This window comes from Rothia halotolerans, assembly GCF_004136635.1.
Classification (GTDB): Bacteria; Actinomycetota; Actinomycetes; order Actinomycetales; family Micrococcaceae; genus Rothia; species Rothia halotolerans.
The window spans coordinates 24,137-45,539 of record NZ_NOIU01000001.1; the positions used below are offsets into that span (position 1 = coordinate 24,137).

General features: G+C 68.3%; 27 protein-coding genes. 16 read left to right on the forward strand and 11 right to left on the reverse strand.

The features are described from left to right. The first annotated feature begins 172 nt into the window (after window positions 1-172). Entirely contained in the window at window positions 173-583 is a 411-nt protein-coding gene (locus EWV39_RS00130) for a VOC family protein (RefSeq protein WP_129656288.1), read from the forward strand. Window positions 584-751: 168 nt separating this feature from the next. Here EWV39_RS00130 and EWV39_RS00135 read toward each other — a convergent pair whose 3' ends face one another. The 4 genes from EWV39_RS00135 to EWV39_RS00150 form a co-directional block, all read right to left on the reverse strand. Next, complete coding sequence (locus EWV39_RS00135) at window positions 752-1,564, reverse strand: alpha/beta fold hydrolase (protein WP_129656289.1); 813 nt, start codon at window positions 1,562-1,564, stop codon at window positions 752-754. 142 nt (window positions 1,565-1,706) lie between these two features. After that, window positions 1,707-2,129 (reverse strand): VOC family protein, encoded by a 423-nt coding sequence (locus EWV39_RS00140; RefSeq protein ID WP_129656290.1) that lies wholly within the window; start codon window positions 2,127-2,129, stop codon window positions 1,707-1,709. A gap of 264 nt (window positions 2,130-2,393) precedes the next feature. After that, window positions 2,394-2,813 (reverse strand): type II toxin-antitoxin system VapC family toxin, encoded by a 420-nt coding sequence (locus tag EWV39_RS00145; protein WP_129656291.1) that lies wholly within the window; start codon window positions 2,811-2,813, stop codon window positions 2,394-2,396. Then, complete coding sequence (locus EWV39_RS00150; RefSeq protein WP_129656292.1) at window positions 2,810-3,043, reverse strand: FitA-like ribbon-helix-helix domain-containing protein; 234 nt, start codon at window positions 3,041-3,043, stop codon at window positions 2,810-2,812. Before EWV39_RS00150 ends, EWV39_RS00145 begins: the two co-directional genes overlap by 4 nt. Window positions 3,044-3,254: 211 nt before the next feature. Here EWV39_RS00150 and EWV39_RS00155 point away from each other — a divergent pair, with 211 nt between their 5' ends. Further along, on the forward strand, window positions 3,255-3,851 hold the full coding sequence (locus tag EWV39_RS00155) for a class I SAM-dependent methyltransferase (RefSeq protein WP_129656293.1): 597 nt from the start codon (window positions 3,255-3,257) through the stop codon (window positions 3,849-3,851). 306 nt (window positions 3,852-4,157) lie between these two features. On the opposite strand, the gene EWV39_RS00160 is transcribed toward EWV39_RS00155, so the two are convergent. From EWV39_RS00160 to EWV39_RS00170, 3 genes are all read right to left on the reverse strand, one after another. After that, a complete protein-coding gene (locus EWV39_RS00160; RefSeq protein WP_129656294.1) occupies window positions 4,158-4,577 on the reverse strand; it encodes a PIN domain nuclease in 420 nt (139 codons plus the stop codon). Then, window positions 4,568-4,792 (reverse strand): type II toxin-antitoxin system VapB family antitoxin, encoded by a 225-nt coding sequence (vapB, locus tag EWV39_RS00165; protein WP_129656295.1) that lies wholly within the window; start codon window positions 4,790-4,792, stop codon window positions 4,568-4,570. Before vapB ends, EWV39_RS00160 begins: the two co-directional genes overlap by 10 nt. 170 nt (window positions 4,793-4,962) lie before the next feature. Further along, complete coding sequence (locus EWV39_RS00170) at window positions 4,963-5,520, reverse strand: helix-turn-helix domain-containing protein (RefSeq protein WP_129656296.1); 558 nt, start codon at window positions 5,518-5,520, stop codon at window positions 4,963-4,965. Window positions 5,521-5,604: 84 nt separating this feature from the next. Between EWV39_RS00170 and EWV39_RS00175 the strand changes: the two genes are divergently transcribed. Further along, window positions 5,605-7,272, forward strand: a complete 1,668-nt coding sequence (locus tag EWV39_RS00175) for a bifunctional NAD(P)/FAD-dependent oxidoreductase/class I SAM-dependent methyltransferase (RefSeq protein ID WP_129656297.1) — start codon at window positions 5,605-5,607, stop codon at window positions 7,270-7,272. A 138-nt stretch (window positions 7,273-7,410) separates the two neighbouring features. Here EWV39_RS00175 and EWV39_RS00180 read toward each other — a convergent pair whose 3' ends face one another. From EWV39_RS00180 to EWV39_RS00190, 3 genes are all read right to left on the reverse strand, one after another. Next, window positions 7,411-7,764 carry a DUF1801 domain-containing protein gene (locus EWV39_RS00180; protein WP_129656298.1) on the reverse strand — a complete coding sequence of 118 codons (354 nt, stop codon included), beginning with the start codon at window positions 7,762-7,764 and terminating at the stop codon, window positions 7,411-7,413. A gap of 282 nt (window positions 7,765-8,046) precedes the next feature. Continuing rightward, entirely contained in the window at window positions 8,047-8,643 is a 597-nt protein-coding gene (locus EWV39_RS00185; RefSeq protein WP_129656299.1) for a DNA-binding protein, read from the reverse strand. A gap of 2 nt (window positions 8,644-8,645) precedes the next feature. Further along, entirely contained in the window at window positions 8,646-9,122 is a 477-nt protein-coding gene (locus tag EWV39_RS00190; protein ID WP_129656300.1) for a rhodanese-like domain-containing protein, read from the reverse strand. 141 nt (window positions 9,123-9,263) lie between these two features. Here EWV39_RS00190 and EWV39_RS00195 point away from each other — a divergent pair, with 141 nt between their 5' ends. Beyond that, entirely contained in the window at window positions 9,264-9,623 is a 360-nt protein-coding gene (locus EWV39_RS00195) for a hypothetical protein (RefSeq protein ID WP_129656301.1), read from the forward strand. A gap of 772 nt (window positions 9,624-10,395) precedes the next feature. On the opposite strand, the gene EWV39_RS00200 is transcribed toward EWV39_RS00195, so the two are convergent. After that, window positions 10,396-10,824, reverse strand: a complete 429-nt coding sequence (locus EWV39_RS00200) for a helix-turn-helix domain-containing protein (protein WP_129656302.1) — start codon at window positions 10,822-10,824, stop codon at window positions 10,396-10,398. Between the two features lie 309 nt (window positions 10,825-11,133). On the opposite strand from EWV39_RS00200, the gene EWV39_RS00205 reads away from it, so the two are divergent. From EWV39_RS00205 to EWV39_RS00245, 12 genes are all read left to right on the forward strand, one after another. Further along, the gene (locus EWV39_RS00205; RefSeq protein WP_129656303.1) at window positions 11,134-11,340 is read left to right on the forward strand and encodes a MerR family transcriptional regulator; all 207 of its coding nucleotides are present in this window, start codon (window positions 11,134-11,136) and stop codon (window positions 11,338-11,340) included. Further along, window positions 11,337-11,630, forward strand: coding sequence for a hypothetical protein (locus EWV39_RS13720; protein ID WP_165313049.1), 294 nt, complete (start codon window positions 11,337-11,339; stop codon window positions 11,628-11,630). Before EWV39_RS00205 ends, EWV39_RS13720 begins: the two co-directional genes overlap by 4 nt. Next, window positions 11,627-11,779, forward strand: a complete 153-nt coding sequence (locus EWV39_RS13725) for a hypothetical protein (protein WP_165313051.1) — start codon at window positions 11,627-11,629, stop codon at window positions 11,777-11,779. Before EWV39_RS13720 ends, EWV39_RS13725 begins: the two co-directional genes overlap by 4 nt. 95 nt (window positions 11,780-11,874) lie before the next feature. After that, window positions 11,875-13,779: a DNA primase family protein gene (locus EWV39_RS00210; protein ID WP_129656304.1), complete on the forward strand. Its 1,905-nt coding sequence runs from the start codon at window positions 11,875-11,877 to the stop codon at window positions 13,777-13,779. 32 nt (window positions 13,780-13,811) lie between these two features. After that, the gene (locus tag EWV39_RS00215; RefSeq protein ID WP_129656305.1) at window positions 13,812-14,012 is read left to right on the forward strand and encodes a hypothetical protein; all 201 of its coding nucleotides are present in this window, start codon (window positions 13,812-13,814) and stop codon (window positions 14,010-14,012) included. After that, window positions 14,009-14,281, forward strand: coding sequence for a hypothetical protein (locus tag EWV39_RS00220; RefSeq protein ID WP_129656306.1), 273 nt, complete (start codon window positions 14,009-14,011; stop codon window positions 14,279-14,281). The genes EWV39_RS00215 and EWV39_RS00220 overlap by 4 nt, the downstream gene beginning before the upstream one ends. After that, the gene (locus EWV39_RS00225; RefSeq protein WP_129656307.1) at window positions 14,278-14,757 is read left to right on the forward strand and encodes a hypothetical protein; all 480 of its coding nucleotides are present in this window, start codon (window positions 14,278-14,280) and stop codon (window positions 14,755-14,757) included. The genes EWV39_RS00220 and EWV39_RS00225 overlap by 4 nt, the downstream gene beginning before the upstream one ends. A gap of 1 nt (window position 14,758) precedes the next feature. Next, window positions 14,759-14,983: a hypothetical protein gene (locus EWV39_RS00230; protein WP_129656308.1), complete on the forward strand. Its 225-nt coding sequence runs from the start codon at window positions 14,759-14,761 to the stop codon at window positions 14,981-14,983. Window positions 14,984-15,174: 191 nt separating this feature from the next. Then, a complete protein-coding gene (locus EWV39_RS00235) occupies window positions 15,175-15,681 on the forward strand; it encodes a hypothetical protein (protein WP_129656309.1) in 507 nt (168 codons plus the stop codon). Between the two features lie 929 nt (window positions 15,682-16,610). After that, window positions 16,611-17,105 (forward strand): hypothetical protein, encoded by a 495-nt coding sequence (locus EWV39_RS13730; RefSeq protein WP_165313053.1) that lies wholly within the window; start codon window positions 16,611-16,613, stop codon window positions 17,103-17,105. Beyond that, complete coding sequence (locus EWV39_RS00240; protein ID WP_165313055.1) at window positions 17,102-21,118, forward strand: AAA family ATPase; 4,017 nt, start codon at window positions 17,102-17,104, stop codon at window positions 21,116-21,118. The genes EWV39_RS13730 and EWV39_RS00240 overlap by 4 nt, the downstream gene beginning before the upstream one ends. Before the next feature lie 20 nt (window positions 21,119-21,138). Next, window positions 21,139-21,399: a hypothetical protein gene (locus EWV39_RS00245; RefSeq protein WP_129656311.1), complete on the forward strand. Its 261-nt coding sequence runs from the start codon at window positions 21,139-21,141 to the stop codon at window positions 21,397-21,399. The last annotated feature ends 4 nt before the right edge of the window (window positions 21,400-21,403 follow it).

The window sequence follows — 21,403 nt, forward strand, 5'->3', positions numbered from 1 at the left end:
CATCGGGTGCCCCCGGGGCGAGGGTCACAGGTCCACCCGATGAGAGCGGCCCCGGGGGCGAGTGGCCGGCACCGCATGGGACGTCTCGGCGCCCTCGAGAAACGCGATCCGGCGTCCCCTAGCCATCGGCAGCCCTTCCGCCGCCAGTCGGAGGCGCCTACACTGCACTCGTATGAGCGCCTCCATACAGACCCGACACACCGTCTTCGCCATCGACTGCCCCGACGCCGTGGCACTGGCCGAGTTCTACGCGACACTGCTCGGCTGGGAGATCGACGACGCCGGCGGCGAGACCGACTGGATCGACGTCCGCCCGGCCCACGGCGAGACGGGGTACCACATCGCCTGCCAGCGGATCGAGGGCTACCGGCCCCCCGAGTGGCCGGAGGGCGAGGTCCCTCAGCAGGCGCATCTGGACTTCTACGTGGACTCCATCGCCGAGGCCGAGCCGCGCGCGCTCGCCGCCGGCGCCCGGCGGCACGAGGTCCAGCCGGCCGAGAACGCCGACTTCCCGGGCGGGAACGGCGGCTTCACCGTCTACCTCGACCCGGCGGGGCATCCGTTCTGCCTCTGCCAGGCGTAGGACTGCGGACAGCAGGCCCCTGCCACGCTCAGGCCGGCTGCCCAAGGCGCGGTCTCAGGCTGCCGACTGTCCGCCGGTGCCGGTGCCGGGCAGCCCGACCCTCGCTACCGGACCGGACGGTTCGAGCCTCGGGACGCCTCCACGCCGGCACGACCCGACCCCACCGCGTCAGTCCGCGAAGAGGAACGAGCGCAGCGCCGCGATGACCTCATCCGGCTTCTCCGCGTGCACCCAATGGCCCGCCCCGTGCACCGTCATGCGCCGCACCTTGGGGAACAGCTCCCGCATCGCGGGCAGGTCCTCGCGGCTGACGTAGTCGGAGCGCCCGCCGGCGATCCAGAGCACGGGCCCCTCGTACCGCGCGCCCTCGGCGTCGGGGAATCCCATGACGACGTCGAGCTCGGCCCGCAGCAGCCGCAGGTTGGGCTCCCAGCGGAACCCCTCCGCGTCGTCCCGCCGGAGATTCTGCAGGAGGAAGCCGCGGACGCCGTCCTCGGGGATCTTCTCGCGCAGCTGCCGGCCGGCGTCGGTGCGGCGCTGCAGCGAGCCCAGGTCGACCTCGACCAGCGCGCCGAGCAGGTGCTCGAACTCCCCGCGCGACTCCTCCGCGGCCACCGGCGAGATGTCGACGACGACGAGCCGCCGCACCAGCTCCGGATGCCGCAGCGCCAGCACCATCGCGACCTTCCCGCCCATCGAGTGCCCGACGACGTCGACCGACCCCTCGGCGGCGAAGCCCTCGCGCAGGTGCGCGGCGACGGCGTCGGCCATCTGCCGGTAGTCGACGTGCTCGGTCCACTCCGACTGCCCGTGGTTGGGCAGGTCGACCAGCAGGCACCGGGCCTCCGGGGCGAGGCCCGAGGCGATGCGGGTGAAGTTCTTGCCGCGGCCGAAGAGGCCGTGGAGGAAGACGATGCGGCGGGCGGCGTCGGCGGGGCCGACGGCGGTGGAGTTCAGGGCGGGCGAGAGTCGTTCGGTCACGTGTCCACGGTAGTCGCGGCGGGCGTTCCCGGCGAATGCCCGGGCCCGGGGTCCGGCTCGGGGTCCGGATCCGGTGCCCACCCTTCCATCCGGGGCCCGTGGCGGCCTTCGCCCCTCCCCGCGGGAGCGTCCGGGCCGGCGCTCAGTCGTTCTCGCAGGAGAAGGCCCACATCACGCCGAAGCGGTCGAAGACCTGGCCGTACCAGTCGCCCCACGGCGCCTTCTCGAAGGGCATCCCGACCGAGCCGCCGCCGTCGAGGAGCTTGTGGATGAATCCTCGCGCCTCGTCGGCGGTGGCCGTGGTGTAGAGCAGCGAGTAGGCGGTGCCGGTCACGGGGTAGTCGTTCTCGTCGTCCATGGCGTCCCCTCCGGCGATGACCCCGCCGGGCAGGGTCAGGGTCGAGTGCGCGACCGCCTTGGGGTCCGGGGTGAACGGCATGCCCTCCAGCTCCATGTCCCCGTACCTCAGGATCTCCAGCTCACCTCCGAAGACCTCGTGCCAGTGCTCCATGGCCTCGGCCGTGGTGCCGGGCAGGGCGATGTAGGTTGCGAGTGACGATGTCATGATCGGCTCCTTCGGATGTGACGTACTGGAGAGACCAGTATGACCGAGATCACAGGATCGACGATAGTCCCGGCCACACAGAGCGTCCCTTCCTCCCAGGGGCAACGGTTCTGCCGGTGCTGACCGAAACGGCCCCTTCTTCCGCCTGCATGCTTGAGCTTCGCGAGGCGCCAGTTCACGTCACCCCTGCGGGATCACGATCTTGGACGCAAGGCATCTCGGCCTGACGGGAGCCGACCCCCGAATTCCTCTACGACTCGCCGCTCAGGTTCCCCAAGGATCGATCAGCTCGACCCCGGTCTCGGCGAAGTCTTTGACATTCCGGGTCGCGCAGAACGCGCGATGCGCTCGGCAGATCGCAGCGATCTGAGCATCGGCCGTGCTGATCGGCAGTCCCGCCTGCTCACGCGAGAGGAGGACCTCGGCGTAGTGCTCGGCCGCCTCCTCGTCGAACCCCAGCACCGCCCCGCTCTCCCGATAGGGCTGCAGCGCGATCTCGATGCCCGTGCGCAATGCCGCTTTGCGTCGTCCGTCCGGCAGACGACGGACGCCCGCCAGGAGCTCCGCGAGCGTAATCGTCGTCATGGCCACCTCGCCCTCGAGGGACTCCATCCATTCGACCACCCGTGAGTCGGGACTCGGTCGGAAGATCTCCGAGATGACATTCGTGTCCAGGACGATCATTCGAAGTCCACCGCCCGCGCCACATCATCGCGGCCAGGAACCCGAAGATCCTCGATGCCGCCCGCCTCCTGTGCCGCCCGCATGAGCGCAAGGCCGACATGGGGTCGACGCGCGGCCCTGGTGAGGATGTCGCGGGCTTCGGCCTCCATGGAGCGGCCGTGCTCCTTAGCCTGGGCGGCAAGCCGACTCTTCGCGCTCTCGTCTAACCCTCGAATGACAATGGATGCCATCAGAATCACCTCCTTTGATATCGACAATGATATCAGTCAGCCATCCCGCTCGTCAGCATGCTCAAGCCCCACACCGCCGTCGGACGACTATGAGGAGACGCCCCCGAGGGCCTCGGTGCCAGGCATCGCTCGGAACGCCTCGCTGAGGAGGGAGCGGGCACCGGCAGCCCTCCCGGATAGACTGGCCGATTATGACGAGGAGAGGGTGCCGATGCCGATCGAGCAGATCCGCAGCCGCTATGGCTCGCGAGCGGCCGAGTACACCGAGCACCTCGGCTCCGTCGAGGTGACGGCCGCCGAGGACCGCCGCGTCATCGCCGAGTGGGCCGCGGCGATCCACGGCCCCGCGCTCGACGCCGGGAGCGGCCCCGGCCACTGGACCGCGTTCCTCGCTGAGCGCGGCGTGAAGGCCGAGGGCCTCGACGTCGTGCCCGAGTTCGTCGAGAGCGCGCGGCAGCGCTTCCCACAGCTGCGATTCCGTCTCGGCGAGCTCGAAGCGTTGCCCGTCGGGGACGGGTCCCTCGGCGGCATCCTGAGCTGGTATTCCGTGATCCACACAGAGCCCGAGGGCGTTCCGGCGATCCTCGGCGAGTTCGCCCGGTGCCTGCGCCCCGGGGGAACTCTGCTGCTCGGGTTCTTCGACGGGCCCCGGATCGAGCCGTTCGACCACGCGGTCGTCACGGCCTGGTTCTGGCCCGTCGAGGCCATGGCGGAGGAGCTCCGCCGCGCCGGATTCGAGATCCTGAGGACCCACGCCCGCACCGATCCGGGCAGCCGGCCTCACGGCGCGATCCGGGCACGACGGTAGGCCTCGGGCCCCGTGTTCGCGCCAGAGAAGAACACCATAGGCTTACGGCATTCTTCGACATGCCGAAGGGTGCATGCGGCGCCATAAGTATGACGATCTCTCGTTTTGAGCCTCAATGGCTCTGCTCAATCTGCTCAACGGGACCCCTCTCGCAGAGCAGGGTCCGACAGCGATGCATAGCGTGATTTTGCCTGGCGATGCGCCATCCTTGGATAGCCCCCAGCCCCTCGTAGCGAGATGATGCCATTCTGCGGATCGAGGCCGATAGCGCTCTGCGAACGGAACGCTGCGGCCCTTCGCCTCCGGTCACCTCAACGCAAGCGTCTCCACCGGCTGCCCCGTGATCTCTGCGATGAGATCGAAGTCCTTGTCCAGTGCCAGCACCGTGAGCCCGGCCTTCTCGGCGGTCGCCGCGATCAGCAGATCCGGAATGGAAGGCGCTCGATGATGGCCGCGATCGGCGAGGAGCATCTGCACCTCGAATGCGCGGTCCTCCATCGCGGGCGTCAGATGCTCGATCGGCATCAGGGACAACGGCGGCAGACCGAAGGCCGCCCTCCCCGCTTCACCCGAGCGGGCGGAGAAGCCGAGTTCGAGCCTCGTCATCGTCGAGAGCCGCACCAGACCTCGTTCGATGCGCGCATTCCACACGTCGAGGCGCGCGGCGTGCCCGGACTGCATCCGTGCGTAGGCCGATTTGTCGATCAGCCAACTCGTCACCGCCACGCGGCATCCATCACGTCGTCGTCCGCCAGATCGGCGAAAGCCTCGGCGGAGCGCTCCCAGTCCGCAGCCGTCAGTTCAGACGCGGAGCTGACGGGAGCAGCGCCTTCGAGCTTCCTGCGCAGGAACTCGTTACGAGACAGGCCCTGATCGGACGCCGCGGCATCGATACGCTCCACCGCCTCGTCGCTGAGCCCTCGAATCAGAACATTCGTCATGATGATCACCTCTTACATATGATGATATCGCGATATCATCAGCCTCTCCAGTCATGATCGCGACGTCGTGGATACGGCCCGGGGCCGACACGCGAAGACATCGAGTGGACGCTGAGGCAGCTCCACCATGCCCCGACTGGGGGCCATCGCGGACAGCTGCGGGCACCCCCTCAGTCCTCGCCGTCATGCCGATGCACGATATGCCCCTCCTGGTCGAAGATCATGATCACCTCGGCAGGCCCCCCTTCGGCCACGAAGGCATGAGGCGTCATCGTGGCGAACTCGGCGGCCTCCCCCGCCTCGACGACGACCGCACGCTCCCCCAGGAGGAGACGGACCCTGCCCTCCATCACGAAGAACCAGTCGTGCCCGGGGTGCACCCGCTGCTCCGGAACCGCGGAGGTGGGCTCGAGCCGGACCTTGAGGGCCTTCATGCTGCCGGTCGCCTTGGAGAGCATCCACGTGGTGCGCGGGCCCTCCCGGTTCGGCTCGGGACGGATGACGACGTCGTCGTCGGTGTCGTCCTCGAGCAGGGTCTCGACGTTGGTGCGCAGGGCGCGGGCCAGCGGGAGGAGCACGTCCAGGCTGATCGCGCGCTTGCCGGTCTCGATGCGGCTGATCGTCGACGGGCTGAGGTGGGAGCGCTCGGCCAGGTCGTCGAGGGAGAGGGACTGGGCACGACGCAGGCTGCGCAGCCGGGTGCGCACGACCTGTTCGATCTCGGACATGAGGGGCTCCCAACGGCTCGTGGAGGTCTTTGCGAATACTGCAAGATGCTATGCACTATACGCGATCCTCGCTATTCTCGAGCTATGACCTCCAGCGACCAGCACCCCGAAGACCAGCACAGCGCCGACCGGGCGCACGACCACAGCGGTGACTCGAGCGCCGAACCGCACCCCGCCCTTCCCTCCATCACCCGCCACGCCGACGTCGCGATCATCGGAGGCTCCGCCGCCGGCCTGGCGGCCGCCCTGCAGCTCTCCCGTCAGCAGCGCTCGGTGATCGTGGTCGACGCCGGGGATCCGCGCAACGCGCCGGCCGCCGCGATGCACAGCTACCTCGGCCACGAAGGGCGCTCCCCCGCCGACTTCCTGCGGATCGCCCGCGCCGAGGTGTGCTCCTACGGCGCGGAGGTCCTCACCGGGCGAGCCCTCGACGTCGCCCGCGACGCCGAGGGCTTCCGCATCGAGCTGACCGGCGGTCACGTGCTCCGCGCCCGACGCGTCGTCGCGGCGACCGGCCTGACCGACGAGCTCCCCGAGATCCCCGGCCTCGCCGAGCACTGGGGCACCTCGGTCATCCACTGCCCCTTCTGCCACGGCTACGAGTCGCGGGATCGACGCATCGTCGCCCTCGTGACCTCGCCCGTCGGCCTGCACGCCCTGCCCCTGCTGCGCCAGCTCACGGAGCAGCTCACCGTCGTCGTCCACGGAGGCGTCCCTGCCGAGGACCCGCAGCTGGCCACCCTCAAATCCGCGGGCGTGCCGGTGATCGTTGAACCCGTCGAGCGGATCCTCGACGATGACGCGGGGCGGCTGCGCGCCCTGCGGCTGGCCGACGGCACCGAGGTCCCCGCCGACACCATCCTCATCGGCACCCGCCTGCACGCTCGCGTGGCGCCCTTCGCCGGCCTCGGCCTGGCCGCCAGCGAGCACCCCACCGGCATCGCGAGCTACGTCGAGGCGGATCCGGTCACCGGGGCGACGGCCGTGCCGGGCCTCTACGCGGCCGGAACCCTCGCCGAGCCCACGCTGCAGGTGCTGCCCACCGCGGCCGCCGGTGGGCGGGTCGGGGCGATGATCAGCTTCGACCTGGCCCAGGAGGACCTCGAGGCAGCGGCTCGCCCGGTGGCCCACGCCGCCGACTGGGACGGTCGCTACAGCGGCGACCTGCAGTGGAGCGGCAACCCCAATGGCTCCCTCGTCGCCGAGGCCGCCGGCCTGACCCCGGGCACCGCCTTGGACATCGGGGCCGGAGAGGGCGGGGACGCCCTCTGGCTCGCGGAGCAGGGATGGCGGGTCACGGCCAGCGACATCTCGAAGCTGGCCCTCGAGCGCGTCCGCGCGGAGGCGCAGCGGCGATCGTTGCCGGTGGAGACCCTGCAGACCGACGCCAACGCCGCCGAGCCCTTCGACAGGGCCCGGTACGACCTGGTCACCGCCGCGTACGCCTCGATCCCGCGGACCCCGGATGCGCGCGGAGTGACGAACTTCCTCGACGCGGTGGCGCCCGGCGGGCGGCTGCTGATCATCAACCACGACGTGAGCGATATCCGGGAGACTCTCTCCACCGCGGAGCCGGAGTCCACCCGGCCCTTCGACCACGAGGCCTTCGTCGGCACCGACGACTTCGTGGAAGCGCTGACCGCATCGCCGGAATGGGAGATCGAGGTCAACGAGCGCCGGGAGCGCCCCGCCGGAGCGGCCTCGGCCCATCACGTCCACGACGTCGTCCTGCGAGCCCGCCGACTGAGCTGACGGCCGAGCCCGACGACGACGCTGCAGCGGCCACCTCACCCGGGACAAGCTCAGATGCCGCACGGCTGACGACGGCCACCCCATCCTCGACGACGATCATGCGATCTGTCGTCGGGGATGGGGCGGCTCACTCGGTCCTCAGGAAACCGCCGACCGGACGATCTCGGCGATGCGCTTCTCGGTCTCCTCGTCGAGGGAGTCGAGGTACCACGCAGCCGGCATCATCGCCCCGTCCGCGCCGCCGGCGGGCCGGAAGGCGGCCTTCTCGGTGATCGCGAGGTTCAGTCGTTCGTCGTTGCGCAGCGTCACCAGCGCGGGAGTGCTCGCCGAGGCGGCATAGGCGGGCATCCCGTACCAGATCCGCGGCTTCAGATGAGGTGCCGCGGCCAGAATGACGTCGTGCACACGCCGCATGACCGACCGGCGCGGTTCGTCCATCGTCGCGATCTTCTCGATCACCTGGGTGAGGTTCTTCTCGTCCTTCGACGGCATAGCATGTCCTCTCGTCAGCCGACGCCGAGCGTCGGCGGCATGAAGTCGGCGCATCGGAGCGCCGCACCCCACCCGGACATGGCCTGAACCGCTCAGTCCTCTCCGCGATGATTCACGTGGTCTTCACGTGGAAGTGCCATCGGTGATACAAGTCACCAATTCTAGAGTACCTGATGTGTGGGACGGCCGGTGTTAGACGTTGAACCGGAACTCCACCACGTGTCCACACATAGGGCAGTCTGGTCGTCGGGCCCTGTCTGGTGCGCCGCGCGTTCGCCCAGCCTAGCGCTCGACCGCGCGGAGGGCGTCGAGCCGGGACGCGACGAGCGCTTGCGCTCGGTCCATGAGGCCGAGGTCTCGCTCCCCCTCGTCGATGCGCGCGCGGAGCCTCATGACCGGCAGTGCGTCCGCCTCCCGCAGGGCGAGCTCGCCGAGGTCGTCCAGCTCGGCCACTGCCGCCTCGTGCTGGTCCTGGCGGTGGGCGCGCAGGACGTCGAGGCGCTCCGACTCGTCGCGCCAGTAGGAAATCCGCGACTCGCGACCGAGACCGACGCGGCCCTCCATCCAGGCGCGCAGCTGCGGCGCGACGACGTCGTCGGGCACAGCGGTGGCCAGCTGGGCCTCCTCGGGGTCGGGCAGGTCGGCGGGGACGTGGGCGAGGAGGTCGGTCAGGGTGACGCCGAGGGCGACGGACAGGGCCATGAGGTCGTCGACGGTGACCGCTCGCGCGCGGCGCTCGATCCCCTGGACATCGTCGCCGGAGAGCGAATGATCGAGCTCGATCAGCGCCCGGGACAGCTCATCGACGGTGAGCCCAGCGGCCTCGCGGTGACGGGCGACGGCTGCGGCGACGGCCACGGAGGTCGGCGCGTGCGTCATCGTCAGTCCTCGCGCTCGGCCATGCGACGGCGCTTCACCTCAGCCTCGAGCTCGTCGGTGCTGAAGACCCCGAGGACCTGCTTGGCCAGCGCTTGGCGGCCGGCGATTGCAGCTGGAGCCTGGAGGTCGACGGCAGCCGTCTCGACGTCGGCCATGATCGCCGCGGCCCGCTCGCGCCCGAACCCCCTGAGCATGTTCGCGTCGATGCCGAGCACCGAAGCGAGCTTGGCCAGGGTCTCGTCCGGCGGGTGCGTCGTGCGGGGCTCGCCCTTGTAGTAGCGGATGCCCGCCAGGGCGATGCGGACGGCACCGACACTGATGCCTGTCGCCGCGGCGAGGTCGGCGGCGGTGAGCCCGCTCTGCTTGTACGCCCGCTGGAGCTCGGCCGACTCAATCGGGATGTCGACGCCCTTCTTCGTGCCGGTGTCGCCCTCATCCTCGTCCTCTGACTGGATAGGAGTGGTCTCATCCTTGACCATGGCCGCCTTCCGCTCGTCTATCAGGGTGCGTGACGTATCAAGACTACACGCGACACTACTAACGTGCGACGTCTGTAGTAGACTCATCACGCGACTTTGACGACAACCCTGCACCACAGAGAGGGAGTAGCGATGGAGGATATGAACGACGAACTGGCGGAGCGGCTGAGGAAAATGAACGAACGGGCTGCCCCACCGCTGACCTGGGAGGAATTCAAGGTCAGGACGCCGTGCCGCGGCTGCGGGCAGCCGTGGTTGGACGGGGAGGAATGGCGGTCGGGCGGGACCGCGCACTTCACCGACGAACAGCGGGAGCGCTACGAGGCCGAGAAGAAGCGCTTCGCTCAGCAGCACGGCCGCTGCGGGAACGAGCGGCACTCGATGTCGGGGTCGCTGACCATCCACTGCAGGCGGTGCTGCCCGCCTCCGCCGCTGTCGCCGCAGCAGGTCGAGGAGATCCGACGAGTCTTCGCCGAGGCGAGGAGGTCGCGGAACGGCTGAGCGAGGCGGAGCAGCCCCGGTGCTTGAGCACCGGGGCTGCTCTGTGTTCGGGCGACGGCAGCACAGGTCGGCGCTGCGCGCTGGCCTGGCGGCCTGGGCCGGCCGAGGGCCGGGGGTCAGAGGAAGGCTGCATGGGATGCCAGCGCGTCTGTCTCACGGTTGTGCGACAGACGTTTCCGCAGGTCAAAGGCCGTTTCAGGGGTTGACTCCGGATGCACTGTCGCACACTCAAAATGGATCGTGAGACAGGCGTTTCCGCAGGTCAGAGGCAGTTTTAGGGGTGATTGTCTCACTTGTCTCACCAATTCTTAGAAAGATACATACGCGCGAGCAGCGAGCTGCGTCCAATGGGATGCGTAGACCTGCATGCTGGTTCTGTCCTAGATAAGCCCGGGAAAAGCGTGAGACATGTGAGACATTCGCTCAAATACCTGCCCTGACCAGGACAAACTCTGTCTCACGCCTGGAAATCGGCGTGCGACACTTCGCTGACTTTCCGCGGGAAACATGCGCTCTGACCAGGGAGTATGCCTGTCTCACGCTCGTGAGACAGGCGCGTCGCTCAGCCCCGTCGGCCAGGGTCCGCTTGCGAGAGCGGTCTCCCCTTGGTTGTCCCCGGCGGCGAGCGCGTTGCGAGGGGCGTGACCGCTTGGGTGTGCTCCTCCTTGCTCGCGCTACGTGCAGAAATTGGCCGGAGGCTAATAGACCTCAACGCCTCACTGACCCGACCCCTCCCTCAGGCCACCTGGCCTGCGCGAAGCGGCAGGAGTGCTCAATCGAGGTTCCGCAGCGGCCACTGCTGGACATGAAGGTCATTGAGAAGGTCCTGGTGCTCGAGCTCCCGGAGCTTCTCCTTCGCGGCCTCGACCTCTTCCTCGCGTCGTTCGACCTCCTCCTGTGCGGCGCGAAGGAGGAGGTCCGCCTTTTCGACCGCGTACTCGGCGTGTCGGATCTCGACGTCGTGCTCGTCGTCGTCCCCACCGAGCAGGTGCACCAGCGGTATGCGCAGCACTTCGGCAGCGTAGGCGGCTTCGTTGAGCTTGACGCCTCGCAGGCCTTTCTCGATCTTGTTCACCGCCGTGGGGATGAGCGTGACCCCGAGACGCTCCGAGAGCGCGTGAGCGAGCTCGGCCTGGGTCATGCCGACGGCCATGCGGCGGTGCCGCAGCCGGTGGGCGAAGATCTCTTCGGGCGTGGCCATGTCTCCCTCTCTCAGCACCCACACAAGATGCTCTCATCGCAGTCTATAGCATCAAAGTTGCTTTGATCGGTGCGAGTTGGTAGAGTCGGGAGCAAGGCGGAGCTCAGTGGCCCCGTCACCGCTCTATAAGACCGTTGATCTCTCGCCGACACTGGCGACTGGGGAGATCTCGGGCCGGGGACGCGGCCCCGGATGGAACTCGACCACGCAGGCGGCAAAGAAGATCTTCGGTTCAACCGGAGGCGCGGGGAGCAGTCGAGGCACCGATCGACGACACGGTTGATCGGGCGTCTTGAAAGGGCTCCTGTCATGACCTCTGTCAATCAGCTGCCGGACCGGCTGTACTCCGTGCGCGAGCTGTGGGCTCTGGGCTACGGCTCGAAGAACTCGATCCGCGCGCGCATCCACGAGGGAGCCGTCCCCGCCGTGCGTGTGGGGAAGACCCTGAAGGTCCGTGAGAGCGATCTCCGCTATCTCGCCGTGCCTGTCGAGCCTGCCGAGGAGGCCTCGGCATGAGCGCCGTCGACACCGGCACGGCACAGCCGCCGCAGTGCCAGCGCGGACGCTTCATCGAAGATCTCGGCGCAGCCATGAAGAACTCGCCGGATGCGGACTCCGAGCTCGTGCAGTTCTGGAGCGACGTCCGGCTCACGTGGGGCATCGTGGCCTACGCGCCCCACTCCGAGGGCGTGGCCGCGCTGTTCCGCATCGACGAGGACAGCGACGTCGAGTACGCCGTCTACACCTGGGCCGACCTGGAAGCCGAGTGGGCCGCCTGGAACTCGATGGCCGAGGTGTCGGCATGAGCACCGCGACCCTCGACGCGCCCAGTGCCACGCGGAAGACCGAGGACGACCTCGAGGCTCTCGTCGAGCAGATCGTCGACACGTTCCCGCCTCTGACCGCCGAGCAGAAGGCCGAACTCGGCTGCCTGCTCGCCCCTGCGAGGACATGAGAGAAGCCCCGCACGAGGCGGGGCTTCTGATCTCAACCGATTGTCCGTCTGGCCGAGGTGGGACTCGTTGCCAGGCGTTGCTGAAAGGACACGCGATGTCTTCCAACACCTCCATTGTACCTGAAACCGACGAGGCTGTGGGCTCCACAGGGAGCGAGACCGCCAAGCGGGGTCACGAGGCCGGCGGCGTCCTCGACAGGGTCAAGGCTCACTTCGCCGAGCAGCAGGGCCTCGTCCCCCTCAACCAGATCATCACCTTCGTGACGAAGGCCTACCTCGCCGACCTCGACCCGGGCGATGCCCCCGGGCCCGCCGTCATCGAGGCCCAGCTGCTCACCATCGCCAACGCGGTGATCCGCGCCGAGAACGCCAAGACCGGCGACCGCGACCTCAAGCTGCCGATGGCCAAGACCCTCAACGCCTGGCAGGTCGCCCAGATCCTGATTCGGCTGCACAACGTTGTCAGGATTTCGCCTGCCGGCGAGAGCAACGTCGATCAGGAGTACGACCCCATCGCGATGTACCAGTCACGTGGCCCGGGTCGCGGAACTTACACGGCGAGCGAGGACGACATCCGGAAGAAGGCCCGGGGCTACAACGCCCAGCTCATCCTCCGCGACTTCAACGAGGTCCTCGCCGTCCTCAAGGAGGACTGTAGGCGGACGACGACCTGCCAGCACCGCGACCTCATCGCCGTCGGGAACGGCATCTTCCACTACGGCACCGAGCCGCTCGACATCGCCATCGGCGGCAAGGAGTTCCACTTCGAGCCCAAGTCGCTCCACCCCTTCGACCCGGCGCTGGTCTTCCTCGTGAAGAGCAAGGTCGATTACCGTGACGACGCCGCTCCCGTCTTCATCGAGAATCCTGACGGCACGGTCTGGGACCTCGAGTCCTGGGTGGCCGAGCTCTCCGACGACGAGGGCGTCCCTGAACTGCTCTGGGAGATCGCGGGAGCGATCATCCGTCCGCATGTGAGCTGGAACAAGTCCGCCTGGTTCTACTCGGAGCGGGGCAACAACGGCAAGGGCACGGCTTGCAGCCTCCTGCGCAATCTCGTCGGCGCTGGATCCCACACCTCGATCCCGCTGTCCGACTTCGGCAAGAACTTCGCTCTCGAGCCTCTCATCAAGTCGACGGCGATCATCGTCGACGAGAACGACGTCGGAGAGTACATCGATAAGGCCGCGAATCTCAAGGCCGTCGTCACCGGCGACGTCATCCAGATCGACCGCAAGTATCGGATGCCGCTCGCGTATCGCTTCGAGGGCTTCATGGTCCAGTGCCTCAACGGATTTCCGCGGGTCAAGGACAAGTCCGAGTCGTTCTACCGCCGGCAGCTCTTCGTCCCGTTCTCGAAATGGTTCGGCGGCGAGGCCGAGCGCCGCTACATCAAGGACGACTACCTCAAGCGGCCCGAGGTCCTCGAGTACGCCCTCTGGTACGTCCTCCACAAGGCGGGCGGCGGCGCGTACTACGAGCTGTCCGAGCCGGAGGCGACCGAGATCGTCCTCGCCGAGTACAAGGAGGCCAACGATCCCGTCCGCGCCTTCTGGGGGGAGTTCCGGGAGCGCCTCGCCTGGGACCTCGTGCCGTTCACCTTCGCCTACGACCTTTACAAGGCCTGGTTCGCCGACGTGTCGCCCACGGGCTCGCCCGTGGGCAGGCAGCAGTTCATCGCCGACCTCATCGAGATCGTGCGCGCCGATCCCGAGTGGCACTTCCCGGGTAAGGACAAGACGGGCAAGGTCAAGGAGACCCGTATCGGCAGGCACATGAACGCCACCGAGCCGCTCATCGCCGAGTACGACCTCAAGGCCTGGAAGCGGTCGGTGAGGGACAAGTACCGCGGCATCCTCCGCTCGACACCGCGGTCGAACACCGCTGTCGCGCAGGCGACCGACGCGCCCAGCGCGCCGCCGACCGCGGCCGCTGGCATCAAGTATCGCGGCGACGACGACATCGATGCTCCAGCCGACAACGACGCGCCGACCACCTGACCACCGACGTCCCACCCGAGAAAGGCCCACCCATGACCAAGAAGACCCGTCGGCCCCTGTCGAGGAAGGCTTTCGAGCGCGAGCTGGCCAAGGCCGTCGATGGCGACCCGAGCGCCGATCCGGAGGTCCGGGCGTTCGTTGACGAGATGACCAAGCGCCTCGGCGTCGTCGTCGCTGTGAACCACCCGCGGGGCGTCGAGGTCTTGCGCAAGCGCGGAGGAGCTGACCGATGACCACCATCCCCGATCAGACCCACCCCACCACAGAGAAGGAGAACTCCATGTCCACGAACCCCAGCCTCATCGTCAGCACCTCTGGCGACGTCCAGTCGCTGGCGACCAGGCGCTATCTCGACGCCGCGCGCGTGCCGTACGCCACGGTCACCGCCGAGTCTCTGTCGGTCCTCTTCACCGACAGGGAGGGCAGCCTCCACCAGTGGGCCGGGCACCGCGCTGATCGCCTCGCAGCGGCCGTCGCCGACTTCAAGGCGGCGGCAGCATGAGCATCGACGTCGACCACCGCGCTCGGGCTCTCAGGGCCTGGGCGCGGGGCCTGCTGCCCCTCGAGGCGGCGGTCGAGCTGCTCATCACCGCCCTCGACGGTCGGCTCCTCGACGGCCCATGGATCCGCAAGGACGAGCAGGGCCGCGTCTGGTTCGACCCGGACGTCGCCGCGGCCGAGGACGGCCATCTGTCCGGCGGGGAGCGCCGCATCCTGGCCGTCGCGACGAGCCTCGCCGGCGAAGAGCACCCGGTCGATCTTGGTGACGCCATCACCGGTCTCGACCATGACGAGCTGCGGCTCGTGCTCTGGGCCGCGGCGCATGCGGGCGGCCTTGAGCCTGACCCCCGCCCCAAGCCCCCGGTCTTCGCGCGAGCGCATGCGAAGCGCCGGCGTGCGCACCAGCCGCCCGACGCCGACGCCACCTCCGCTCCCGCTCCGGGCGGCGACGAGAACCACACCGACGAGGAGAACTGACATGAGCGACGACACCACGAACGACCAGCGCCCGGCGGTCCATCAAGCCGTCAACGGCGGCGTGCGCATCCACTGGCCGAAGCTCGAGTACGAGCGGGCCGACGTCTTCGTGTTCCCCGACGGATCCATCGAGATCAACCCGCTCGCAAACGTCTACGACCGTCCCCGGATCCGCATCGACGGCGCAGGGTCGATCGAGGTCATCGAGCACCCGACCGGCGACTGACGACCTGGGCACCCCGTCTTCCGCTGCCGCTCCCGACGGGGCCGGTGCCACCTCCGCTACCGCTCCGGAGGGCACCGACGAGAACGACGAAGGCGGTGATCCTGTCAGCAACTGAACTTTCACATTCAACGCACATTCGAATCGCCGAGAATTGAAGAACGAAAACACCTGATCAGACGGAGGAAAAGACGATGTCATTCAAGACGAAGAAGCAGCGCCAGGACGAGAAGATCGAGGAGCTGCGCCGCGAGCTCGCCGCGCGCGAGGCCAAGCAGAAGGCCGAGGCCGAGGCCGAGGAGCGGCGCATCGAGCAGGCCAAGGAGCACGCGGGAGACAACCACACCCGGCTCGTCCTGGAGCTCTACGATCTCCTCGGCGTCGAGCCCGAGCACCCGAACGTCCGCGTGGTCAAGGGCAAGAGCATGTCGGTGGCCGTGGACAAGAGGGAGGACGTGAGGTCCGTGCGCCTCTTCGAGATGGTCGAGGCCCTCGTCGAGGCAGTCGACCCGTCCGTGATCGAGGAGCTCCAGCGCAAGGACGACGAGGGTCGCGAGGAACGCCGCGAGGAGCGCTCGGAGGCGAGGAAGGCATCGGCGAAGAGCCAGCAGACCAAGGTCGAGGACAAGCCGGACGCCAGGGCGACGCCTGCTCCCGGTCCAGCACCGACGCCGCAGGAGCGTGTCGCACAGCCCGCATGAGGCAGCACGCTCGGCTCGCCCGAGCCGCCAACGAAAGCCCCGGATCACCGCGAAGGTGACCGGGGCTTCGTCGTGTAGCCAGCACCTCCGGACATGTCCGGGCTGATCGAGGGCTCACGTGCGCCACAACGAGACCATTCATGGGTCGCCGGAATGATCGGGCCTGATCGCGGACATGTCCGGTCTCGAAGCAGTCACAGCCCAGCCGTCGATGAGCCCTCGGTCAGACCACTCATCGGGGCATGGTCATGCACGGTCTTGACGAGGGCTCGTCGATGTCGACCCGTGGTCGCCTATGGGTCCGAATGGAGACGTCCGTGACGCCGCCGGTCTGCGCTCCGCTCCGACCTGGCATATCGACCGCAGCGGAGCGCAGGGAGCAGCGGAGCGCAGGGAGCAGCGGATGACGAGCAGGAGCCGCATCGTCGTCGTTCGGCCCGCGCCTGCGCGGGTCTTCTCGCGGGGGTGGGGAGCCGAAGGCGACCAGGGGGCGAAGCCCCCTACCTCCGAGGGCCGAGCGGAGCGAGGACCGAGGCAGGCCGACTCTCGGTTCGCGCGCAGCGCGGGGGCCCGAAGGGCCGATGACCGGTTAACCAGAGAGTCTGCCTGCCACTGGGTCCAGGTCAACACCAAGGTGGGGTGGAATGCCCATCTGGATGAAGCCCCTTGCTGATGCAGCTTCCATTGTGGACCTTGAGCATTTCACTTCTGGATGCTCATGGAGTTCTCTGCTCCACAGCCTGCTGTGTGCTTGAACCCTGGTGTGCAGGATGAGACAATTGAGGCAATGGAAGGCCAGGATGGCTGACCAGTACCGCGGCCGACAGGCCGAGACTCTCCGAGGGCGGACAGCGGGACCGCGCGGGGCCGGACCGTCGTAGGACGGGCAGTAGCCGGACATTCGTAGCTACTGTGCGAGGTCCGGCGTCATGGCACCCAAGAAGAGCAAGCGCACCGTCGTCGGCGCGTCCTTCCACGACGACATCGCCGACCTCGACCGTCAGCGAGCGAAGCTGGGTCTGTCTCGAGGCGAGGCGCTCAAGCTCATCTGGGAACGCTTCGGCGACGAAGCCGTCGACGCCGCGCAGCAGAGCAAGGCGCGGATCGCAGCGATCGAAGAAGAGATCGCTCCGCTCGTCGAGGCCCTCGACCGTGCGACCGCCGCATGGCGGGAGCGAGCGCACCAGCGCCAGATGATCGGCGGGCTCCTCAACCAGGTCTCCCGCTTCGCCAACGTCCAGCGCCTGCGTCTGCGCGAGGGCGAGGTCGCCGCCGAGGATCTGCACGACGAGCTCCACGATCTCATCTACGCGGTGCGCGGCATCGAGCGCCGCCTCGACGTGCAAGCTTCCATCGAGCTGACCGACGACCAGGTACTGGCCGATGCCCGCGCCCTCATCGAGCGGATGCGGGCCGGAACATGAGCGATGTCACCCGCGGCAGCATCGTCGCTAAGGTCCTCACCGGTCGGACGGCCGCGCCGCTCCAGCGCTACCGGGACAAGCTCGAGGAGGGCCAGGAGGCCCCGCTGTTCACGGCGACCCGGCACTGCTCGCACGACGCAGAGGCTCAGATCCTTCAGTGGAAGGCCGTCCGCGAGGAGCATGGCACCCAGGGCGCGACGCGCAAGGTCAACGACAGCTACGAAGCCGTCGATCCGGAGACCGGCATCCACGCCAACGGTCAGCGGGGAACGCACGTTCGGTACCACGACGGCAAGCAGTGGAGGAAGCGGCCGGTTCGCGCCGACGAGACCCCGACCCATCTGCTCGTCAAGGCGGACGACCTCGTCAGGTACGAGAAGGAGTCCGAGGCGACCCACACGATCTACTCGGCCGGCCGCGACCTCGTCAATCCCGACAGCGTCGAGGACTGCGCCCGATTCTTCCTCGCCGTCAAGGCGATGCGCGACGAGAAGTACCCGGGCATCCAGGAGTCGATGTGGCTGGAGAGGAACGGTGAGTCGGGCAACGTCCACGTCCACGTCGCCAGCAACTCGACGATCTACGCCGACTTCGAGCTCGACGGCGTGCAGTACAAGGCCGGCCACAAGATGGCCGGTGATCTGCTCCGCGTGCACGCGGTCCGCGCCGCGTTCGAGCAGTTCCTCGACGCGCATCAGGAATACGGCTTCGAGCAGAGCTTCGCCCGCGTCGGGACGAAGGAGTACGCCGAAGCCCAGCACCGCGACGGCCAGCACTCGTACTGGGAAGCGAAGCGGGCCGGCAAGGAGAGCCAGCAGGACCGGATCCGCCGAGCGATCTACGAGGCGCTGCTGACCGACAGTGTCCACGACCGCGACTCGTTCGTCGCCGAGATGCACAAGCGCGGCGTCGCCGTCCGCGAGACCGGCCTGCGCCGCGGCGTGGCCGGCAGGAACCACGACTACAACTACCGGCTGACGAGCTCGGGCCCGAAGTCCACGGGCATCAACGGCAAGACCCTCGGCGTCGAGTACAGCTACAACGCCATCGACGCGCAGCTGAGCCTCAAGGCGCTGTCCGAGGAGATCGAGGTCCCCCAGGGCAAGCAGAAGATCGGCGACCGCCGGCTCTTGCCGTTCGAGGGCAAGCCTTGGTCGGAGGAGACGCAGCGCGACTACGAGAAGCTCGTCGCCGACATCAAGGACCTCGTCGAGGACGAGCAGGAGAAGGCCGCCGCCGAGATCGTCGAGAAGGGCCCGCTGACCTTGGGCCGGTCCGTCGTCCGCGAGCTCGAGTCCCGCCGCTCGGCGTGGTCGACCAGAGATCTCATGCGGGCGCTCGACCGCCGCATCGCGCCGCTGCGCGAGACCGGTCACGCCGACCTCGACGAGATGCGCGAGGACGCGATCGCCGCGGCCCAGGAACGTCTCGTCTCCGTACTCGGGCGCAAGGTCATCAGCGACGGCACCGAGCACGTCCGGCACTGGACGACCCAGGAGGTCATCGACCAGGAGCAGGCCATCGAGGAGAGCCTCGCGCGCCGCAGCCGCCACCAGGGCGTCGACGGAGAGGTCAAGGTCGACCGGGGCACGTTCACGCTCGCCGACGGCCAGGCCAGGGCCGCGCGGATGCTCACCGGCACGCACAGGGTCGCCGCCATCGAAGGGGCCGCAGGCTCGGGAAAGACCTCGACCCTGGAGGCGGCCAACGAGCAGCTGATGAAGACCGGTCGGCGCATGGTCGTGGTGTCCCCGACGAAGAAGGGCGCGATCGAGGCCGGCGAGGCCATCGACGCCGAGGGCAACTCGGTCCACAGCATGCTCTATCGCGCCGGCGCGTTCATGGACCCGGAGAACGGCAACGCATGGGTGCTGCCCGATCAGTGGAAGGAACAGCCGCCGCAGTGGCGCATGGACGAGAACACCGTCCTCGTCGTGGACGAGGTCGGCATGCTCGACAAGGCCACCGCCGCCGTCCTGCACAAGTACGTCGACGACATGAATGTCGGCACCTACGCCGTCATGGGCGACTCGAAGCAGCTGGCCGCCGTCGGTCGCAGCGGCTACCTCGCTCGGGCCGCCGAGCTCAGCGACCAGCACGTCGTCCTCGAGGAGCTTCAGCGCTTCCGCACGGCCGAAGGAACCCTCGACGAGGAGTACGCGGCTGCCACGCTCAAGCAGCGCCTGCGCCAGAGGCCGGACGCCTTCGTCGATCTCCTCAAGCGCCGCGACCAGCTCGTCACCGACGGCCGCGAGGCGATCATCGACGGCGTCGCCCAGACGGTCGTCGAGGAGCTCGCCGCCGGTCAGGACTCCCTGGCCATCTCCGCGACCAACGCGCTCAACCAGGAGATCAACCACAGGATCCTCGATCGCCTCATCGAGCGCGGCGACATCGACGTCAGCCGCACCGTGACCGGACGCGACGGCGACCGCATCGCCGTGGGCGCGAAGGTGGCGACCCGGAAGAACAACAGTGACTTCGACGTCGCCAACCGCGAGACCTGGACGGTCAAGGAGATCCGGGACAACGGAGGCATCGTCGTCGAGAACGACAAGGGCAAGGGCCGGGAGCTCTCGGCAGCTTACGTCCGCGAGGACGTCCAGCTCGCCTGGGCACTGACCGGCCACGGCGCGCAGGGCATGACCGTCGACCGGGCGCACCTCGTCCTCACCGACCGCACCGATGCCGCCGGCCTGTACGTCTCGCTCACACGTGGTCGGCACGCCAACACCGTCCACGCCGTCGCCGACGACGAGCAGGACGCGCGGAGGCAGTTCCGGGCCGCGACGCGGCGGGAGAACGCCGACGCCGGCCTCCACGTCCTCGGCGAGCAGGCCGAGGAGCAGATCGCCGAGATCGAGGCGACTCAGGCTGCCAAGGAGCAGCAGGCCGCCAGCGACCGCCGGGTGACCGAGGCGATCGAGCGGCAGGAGGCCAAGCTCAAGCAGCTCGAGAACGAGACCGAGGCCTTCGACGAGCGCGTCGACCGGGACTTCGACCAGCGCTGGGCCGCTCAGGACGCTGACCGCGAGCAGTTCGAGCGCGATCGGCAGGCGTTCCTCGCCGACCCTCCGCAGCGGTTCGCCGGGCTGACCGAGGACGAGCTGGCGCGGCTCGTCGCCGAGAAGGTCATCGTCAAGGACGACCGTCGCAGCGGCTACCTCGAGACCATGCGCAGCGATGATCTCGCCGCGATGCGTCGAGAGCACGGGTACACCGACGAGGAGGCGAACTACCTCGCGGTGAAGTGGTGGTCGCTGGGCCGCCCTGAGACCGTGCAGGAGCGCGAAGCCATCGCTGCGCGAGCCGAGTCCTCGCAGGCGGTCGAGGCCACTGCCACCTCTCAAGACTCGACACGCGACGTTGCTATGCCGACGACGACGCCGCGCATCGACGAACGCGAGGAGCAGCAGTCCCCGACGACGACGTTCACGTCCCGCCTGCGCGGCATCGAGGTGAAGTCGCCGCGGACCAGGGAACGCCTCGACATGCTCGCCCAGCTCGAGGAGGACTACCGCGGACGGATGCCCGACGCCGCCTTCGAGCAGCGCCTCGTCGAGATCGGCGGTGTCCGGAGGCAGCTGCTCGACACGCACGGGGACGCCATGTCGCCCGGGTTCCGCCGGCCGCTCGAGCAGCGGGCAGCGATGCGCGACGACGCTCAGATGGCGTTCGACACCCGCGTGGCACATCACGAGGAGATCGAGGATCTCCAGCAGCAGAACCTGTTCGGCCAGCACGATGACCGCATCGAGGAGCTCCGGCACGAGGCCGAGTTCAACGGCGCGTGGGCGAAGGACGTCCGCGATCTGATCAAGCGGGGCGTCTACTCGCCGCGCGACTACGACGAGGACCTGCGCGCACACCGGCAGGAGACGGCGTCCCGGAGGGCAGAGCTCGTGCCGACTGCCGCTGAACAGCGAGCCGCGGAGGCGAAGGACAACCTCCGCGCCGACCGCGAATCGGATGCCCATGCCGCGAACGACCACGACCAGGGCATGGGCCTGTGAGACGAGAGGAGGTGATGACGATGACCGAGACGAAGTCGATCGAGTACTGGATCAACAGGCTCGAGGGCTGGGCCGACGAGATGGAGAAGAAGGCGAAGGAGACCGAGGTCGAACAGCACTACTACTTCGCGCCGCGGCCGACGCTGGGACGCACGAGCCCGAACTACCACTTCTACAACAACGCGGAAGAGCGAGCGGAGAAGTACCGGGCGAAGGCCCGAGAACTGCGAGCACAGGCGGCCGACATGCGGCTGACCCGGGCGAGACGCGCCAGGGCCTGACGCA

What these genes read in the sequence shown, in the direction of transcription:
- EWV39_RS00145 (WP_129656291.1), bottom strand. Translation starts at nt 2,813, where the DNA reads ATGATCGTCCTGGACACGAATGTCATCTCGGAGATCTTCCGACCGAGT.
- EWV39_RS00225 (WP_129656307.1), top strand. Translation starts at nt 14,278, where the DNA reads ATGAGCATCGACGTCGACCACCGCGCTCGGGCTCTCAGGGCCTGGGCG.
- EWV39_RS00230 (WP_129656308.1), top strand. Translation starts at nt 14,759, where the DNA reads ATGAGCGACGACACCACGAACGACCAGCGCCCGGCGGTCCATCAAGCC.
- EWV39_RS00190 (WP_129656300.1), bottom strand. Translation starts at nt 9,122, where the DNA reads ATGGTCAAGGATGAGACCACTCCTATCCAGTCAGAGGACGAGGATGAG.
- EWV39_RS00245 (WP_129656311.1), top strand. Translation starts at nt 21,139, where the DNA reads ATGACCGAGACGAAGTCGATCGAGTACTGGATCAACAGGCTCGAGGGC.
- EWV39_RS00240 (WP_165313055.1), top strand. Translation starts at nt 17,102, where the DNA reads ATGAGCGATGTCACCCGCGGCAGCATCGTCGCTAAGGTCCTCACCGGT.
- EWV39_RS13730 (WP_165313053.1), top strand. Translation starts at nt 16,611, where the DNA reads ATGGCACCCAAGAAGAGCAAGCGCACCGTCGTCGGCGCGTCCTTCCAC.
- EWV39_RS00220 (WP_129656306.1), top strand. Translation starts at nt 14,009, where the DNA reads ATGACCACCATCCCCGATCAGACCCACCCCACCACAGAGAAGGAGAAC.
- EWV39_RS00130 (WP_129656288.1), top strand. Translation starts at nt 173, where the DNA reads ATGAGCGCCTCCATACAGACCCGACACACCGTCTTCGCCATCGACTGC.
- EWV39_RS00140 (WP_129656290.1), bottom strand. Translation starts at nt 2,129, where the DNA reads ATGACATCGTCACTCGCAACCTACATCGCCCTGCCCGGCACCACGGCC.
- EWV39_RS00155 (WP_129656293.1), top strand. Translation starts at nt 3,255, where the DNA reads ATGCCGATCGAGCAGATCCGCAGCCGCTATGGCTCGCGAGCGGCCGAG.
- EWV39_RS00150 (WP_129656292.1), bottom strand. Translation starts at nt 3,043, where the DNA reads ATGGCATCCATTGTCATTCGAGGGTTAGACGAGAGCGCGAAGAGTCGG.
- EWV39_RS00235 (WP_129656309.1), top strand. Translation starts at nt 15,175, where the DNA reads ATGTCATTCAAGACGAAGAAGCAGCGCCAGGACGAGAAGATCGAGGAG.
- EWV39_RS13720 (WP_165313049.1), top strand. Translation starts at nt 11,337, where the DNA reads ATGAGCGCCGTCGACACCGGCACGGCACAGCCGCCGCAGTGCCAGCGC.
- EWV39_RS00210 (WP_129656304.1), top strand. Translation starts at nt 11,875, where the DNA reads ATGTCTTCCAACACCTCCATTGTACCTGAAACCGACGAGGCTGTGGGC.
- EWV39_RS00200 (WP_129656302.1), bottom strand. Translation starts at nt 10,824, where the DNA reads ATGGCCACGCCCGAAGAGATCTTCGCCCACCGGCTGCGGCACCGCCGC.
- vapB (WP_129656295.1), bottom strand. Translation starts at nt 4,792, where the DNA reads ATGACGAATGTTCTGATTCGAGGGCTCAGCGACGAGGCGGTGGAGCGT.
- EWV39_RS00175 (WP_129656297.1), top strand. Translation starts at nt 5,605, where the DNA reads ATGACCTCCAGCGACCAGCACCCCGAAGACCAGCACAGCGCCGACCGG.
- EWV39_RS00195 (WP_129656301.1), top strand. Translation starts at nt 9,264, where the DNA reads ATGAACGACGAACTGGCGGAGCGGCTGAGGAAAATGAACGAACGGGCT.
- EWV39_RS00170 (WP_129656296.1), bottom strand. Translation starts at nt 5,520, where the DNA reads ATGTCCGAGATCGAACAGGTCGTGCGCACCCGGCTGCGCAGCCTGCGT.
- EWV39_RS00215 (WP_129656305.1), top strand. Translation starts at nt 13,812, where the DNA reads ATGACCAAGAAGACCCGTCGGCCCCTGTCGAGGAAGGCTTTCGAGCGC.
- EWV39_RS13725 (WP_165313051.1), top strand. Translation starts at nt 11,627, where the DNA reads ATGAGCACCGCGACCCTCGACGCGCCCAGTGCCACGCGGAAGACCGAG.
- EWV39_RS00180 (WP_129656298.1), bottom strand. Translation starts at nt 7,764, where the DNA reads ATGCCGTCGAAGGACGAGAAGAACCTCACCCAGGTGATCGAGAAGATC.
- EWV39_RS00205 (WP_129656303.1), top strand. Translation starts at nt 11,134, where the DNA reads ATGACCTCTGTCAATCAGCTGCCGGACCGGCTGTACTCCGTGCGCGAG.
- EWV39_RS00185 (WP_129656299.1), bottom strand. Translation starts at nt 8,643, where the DNA reads ATGACGCACGCGCCGACCTCCGTGGCCGTCGCCGCAGCCGTCGCCCGT.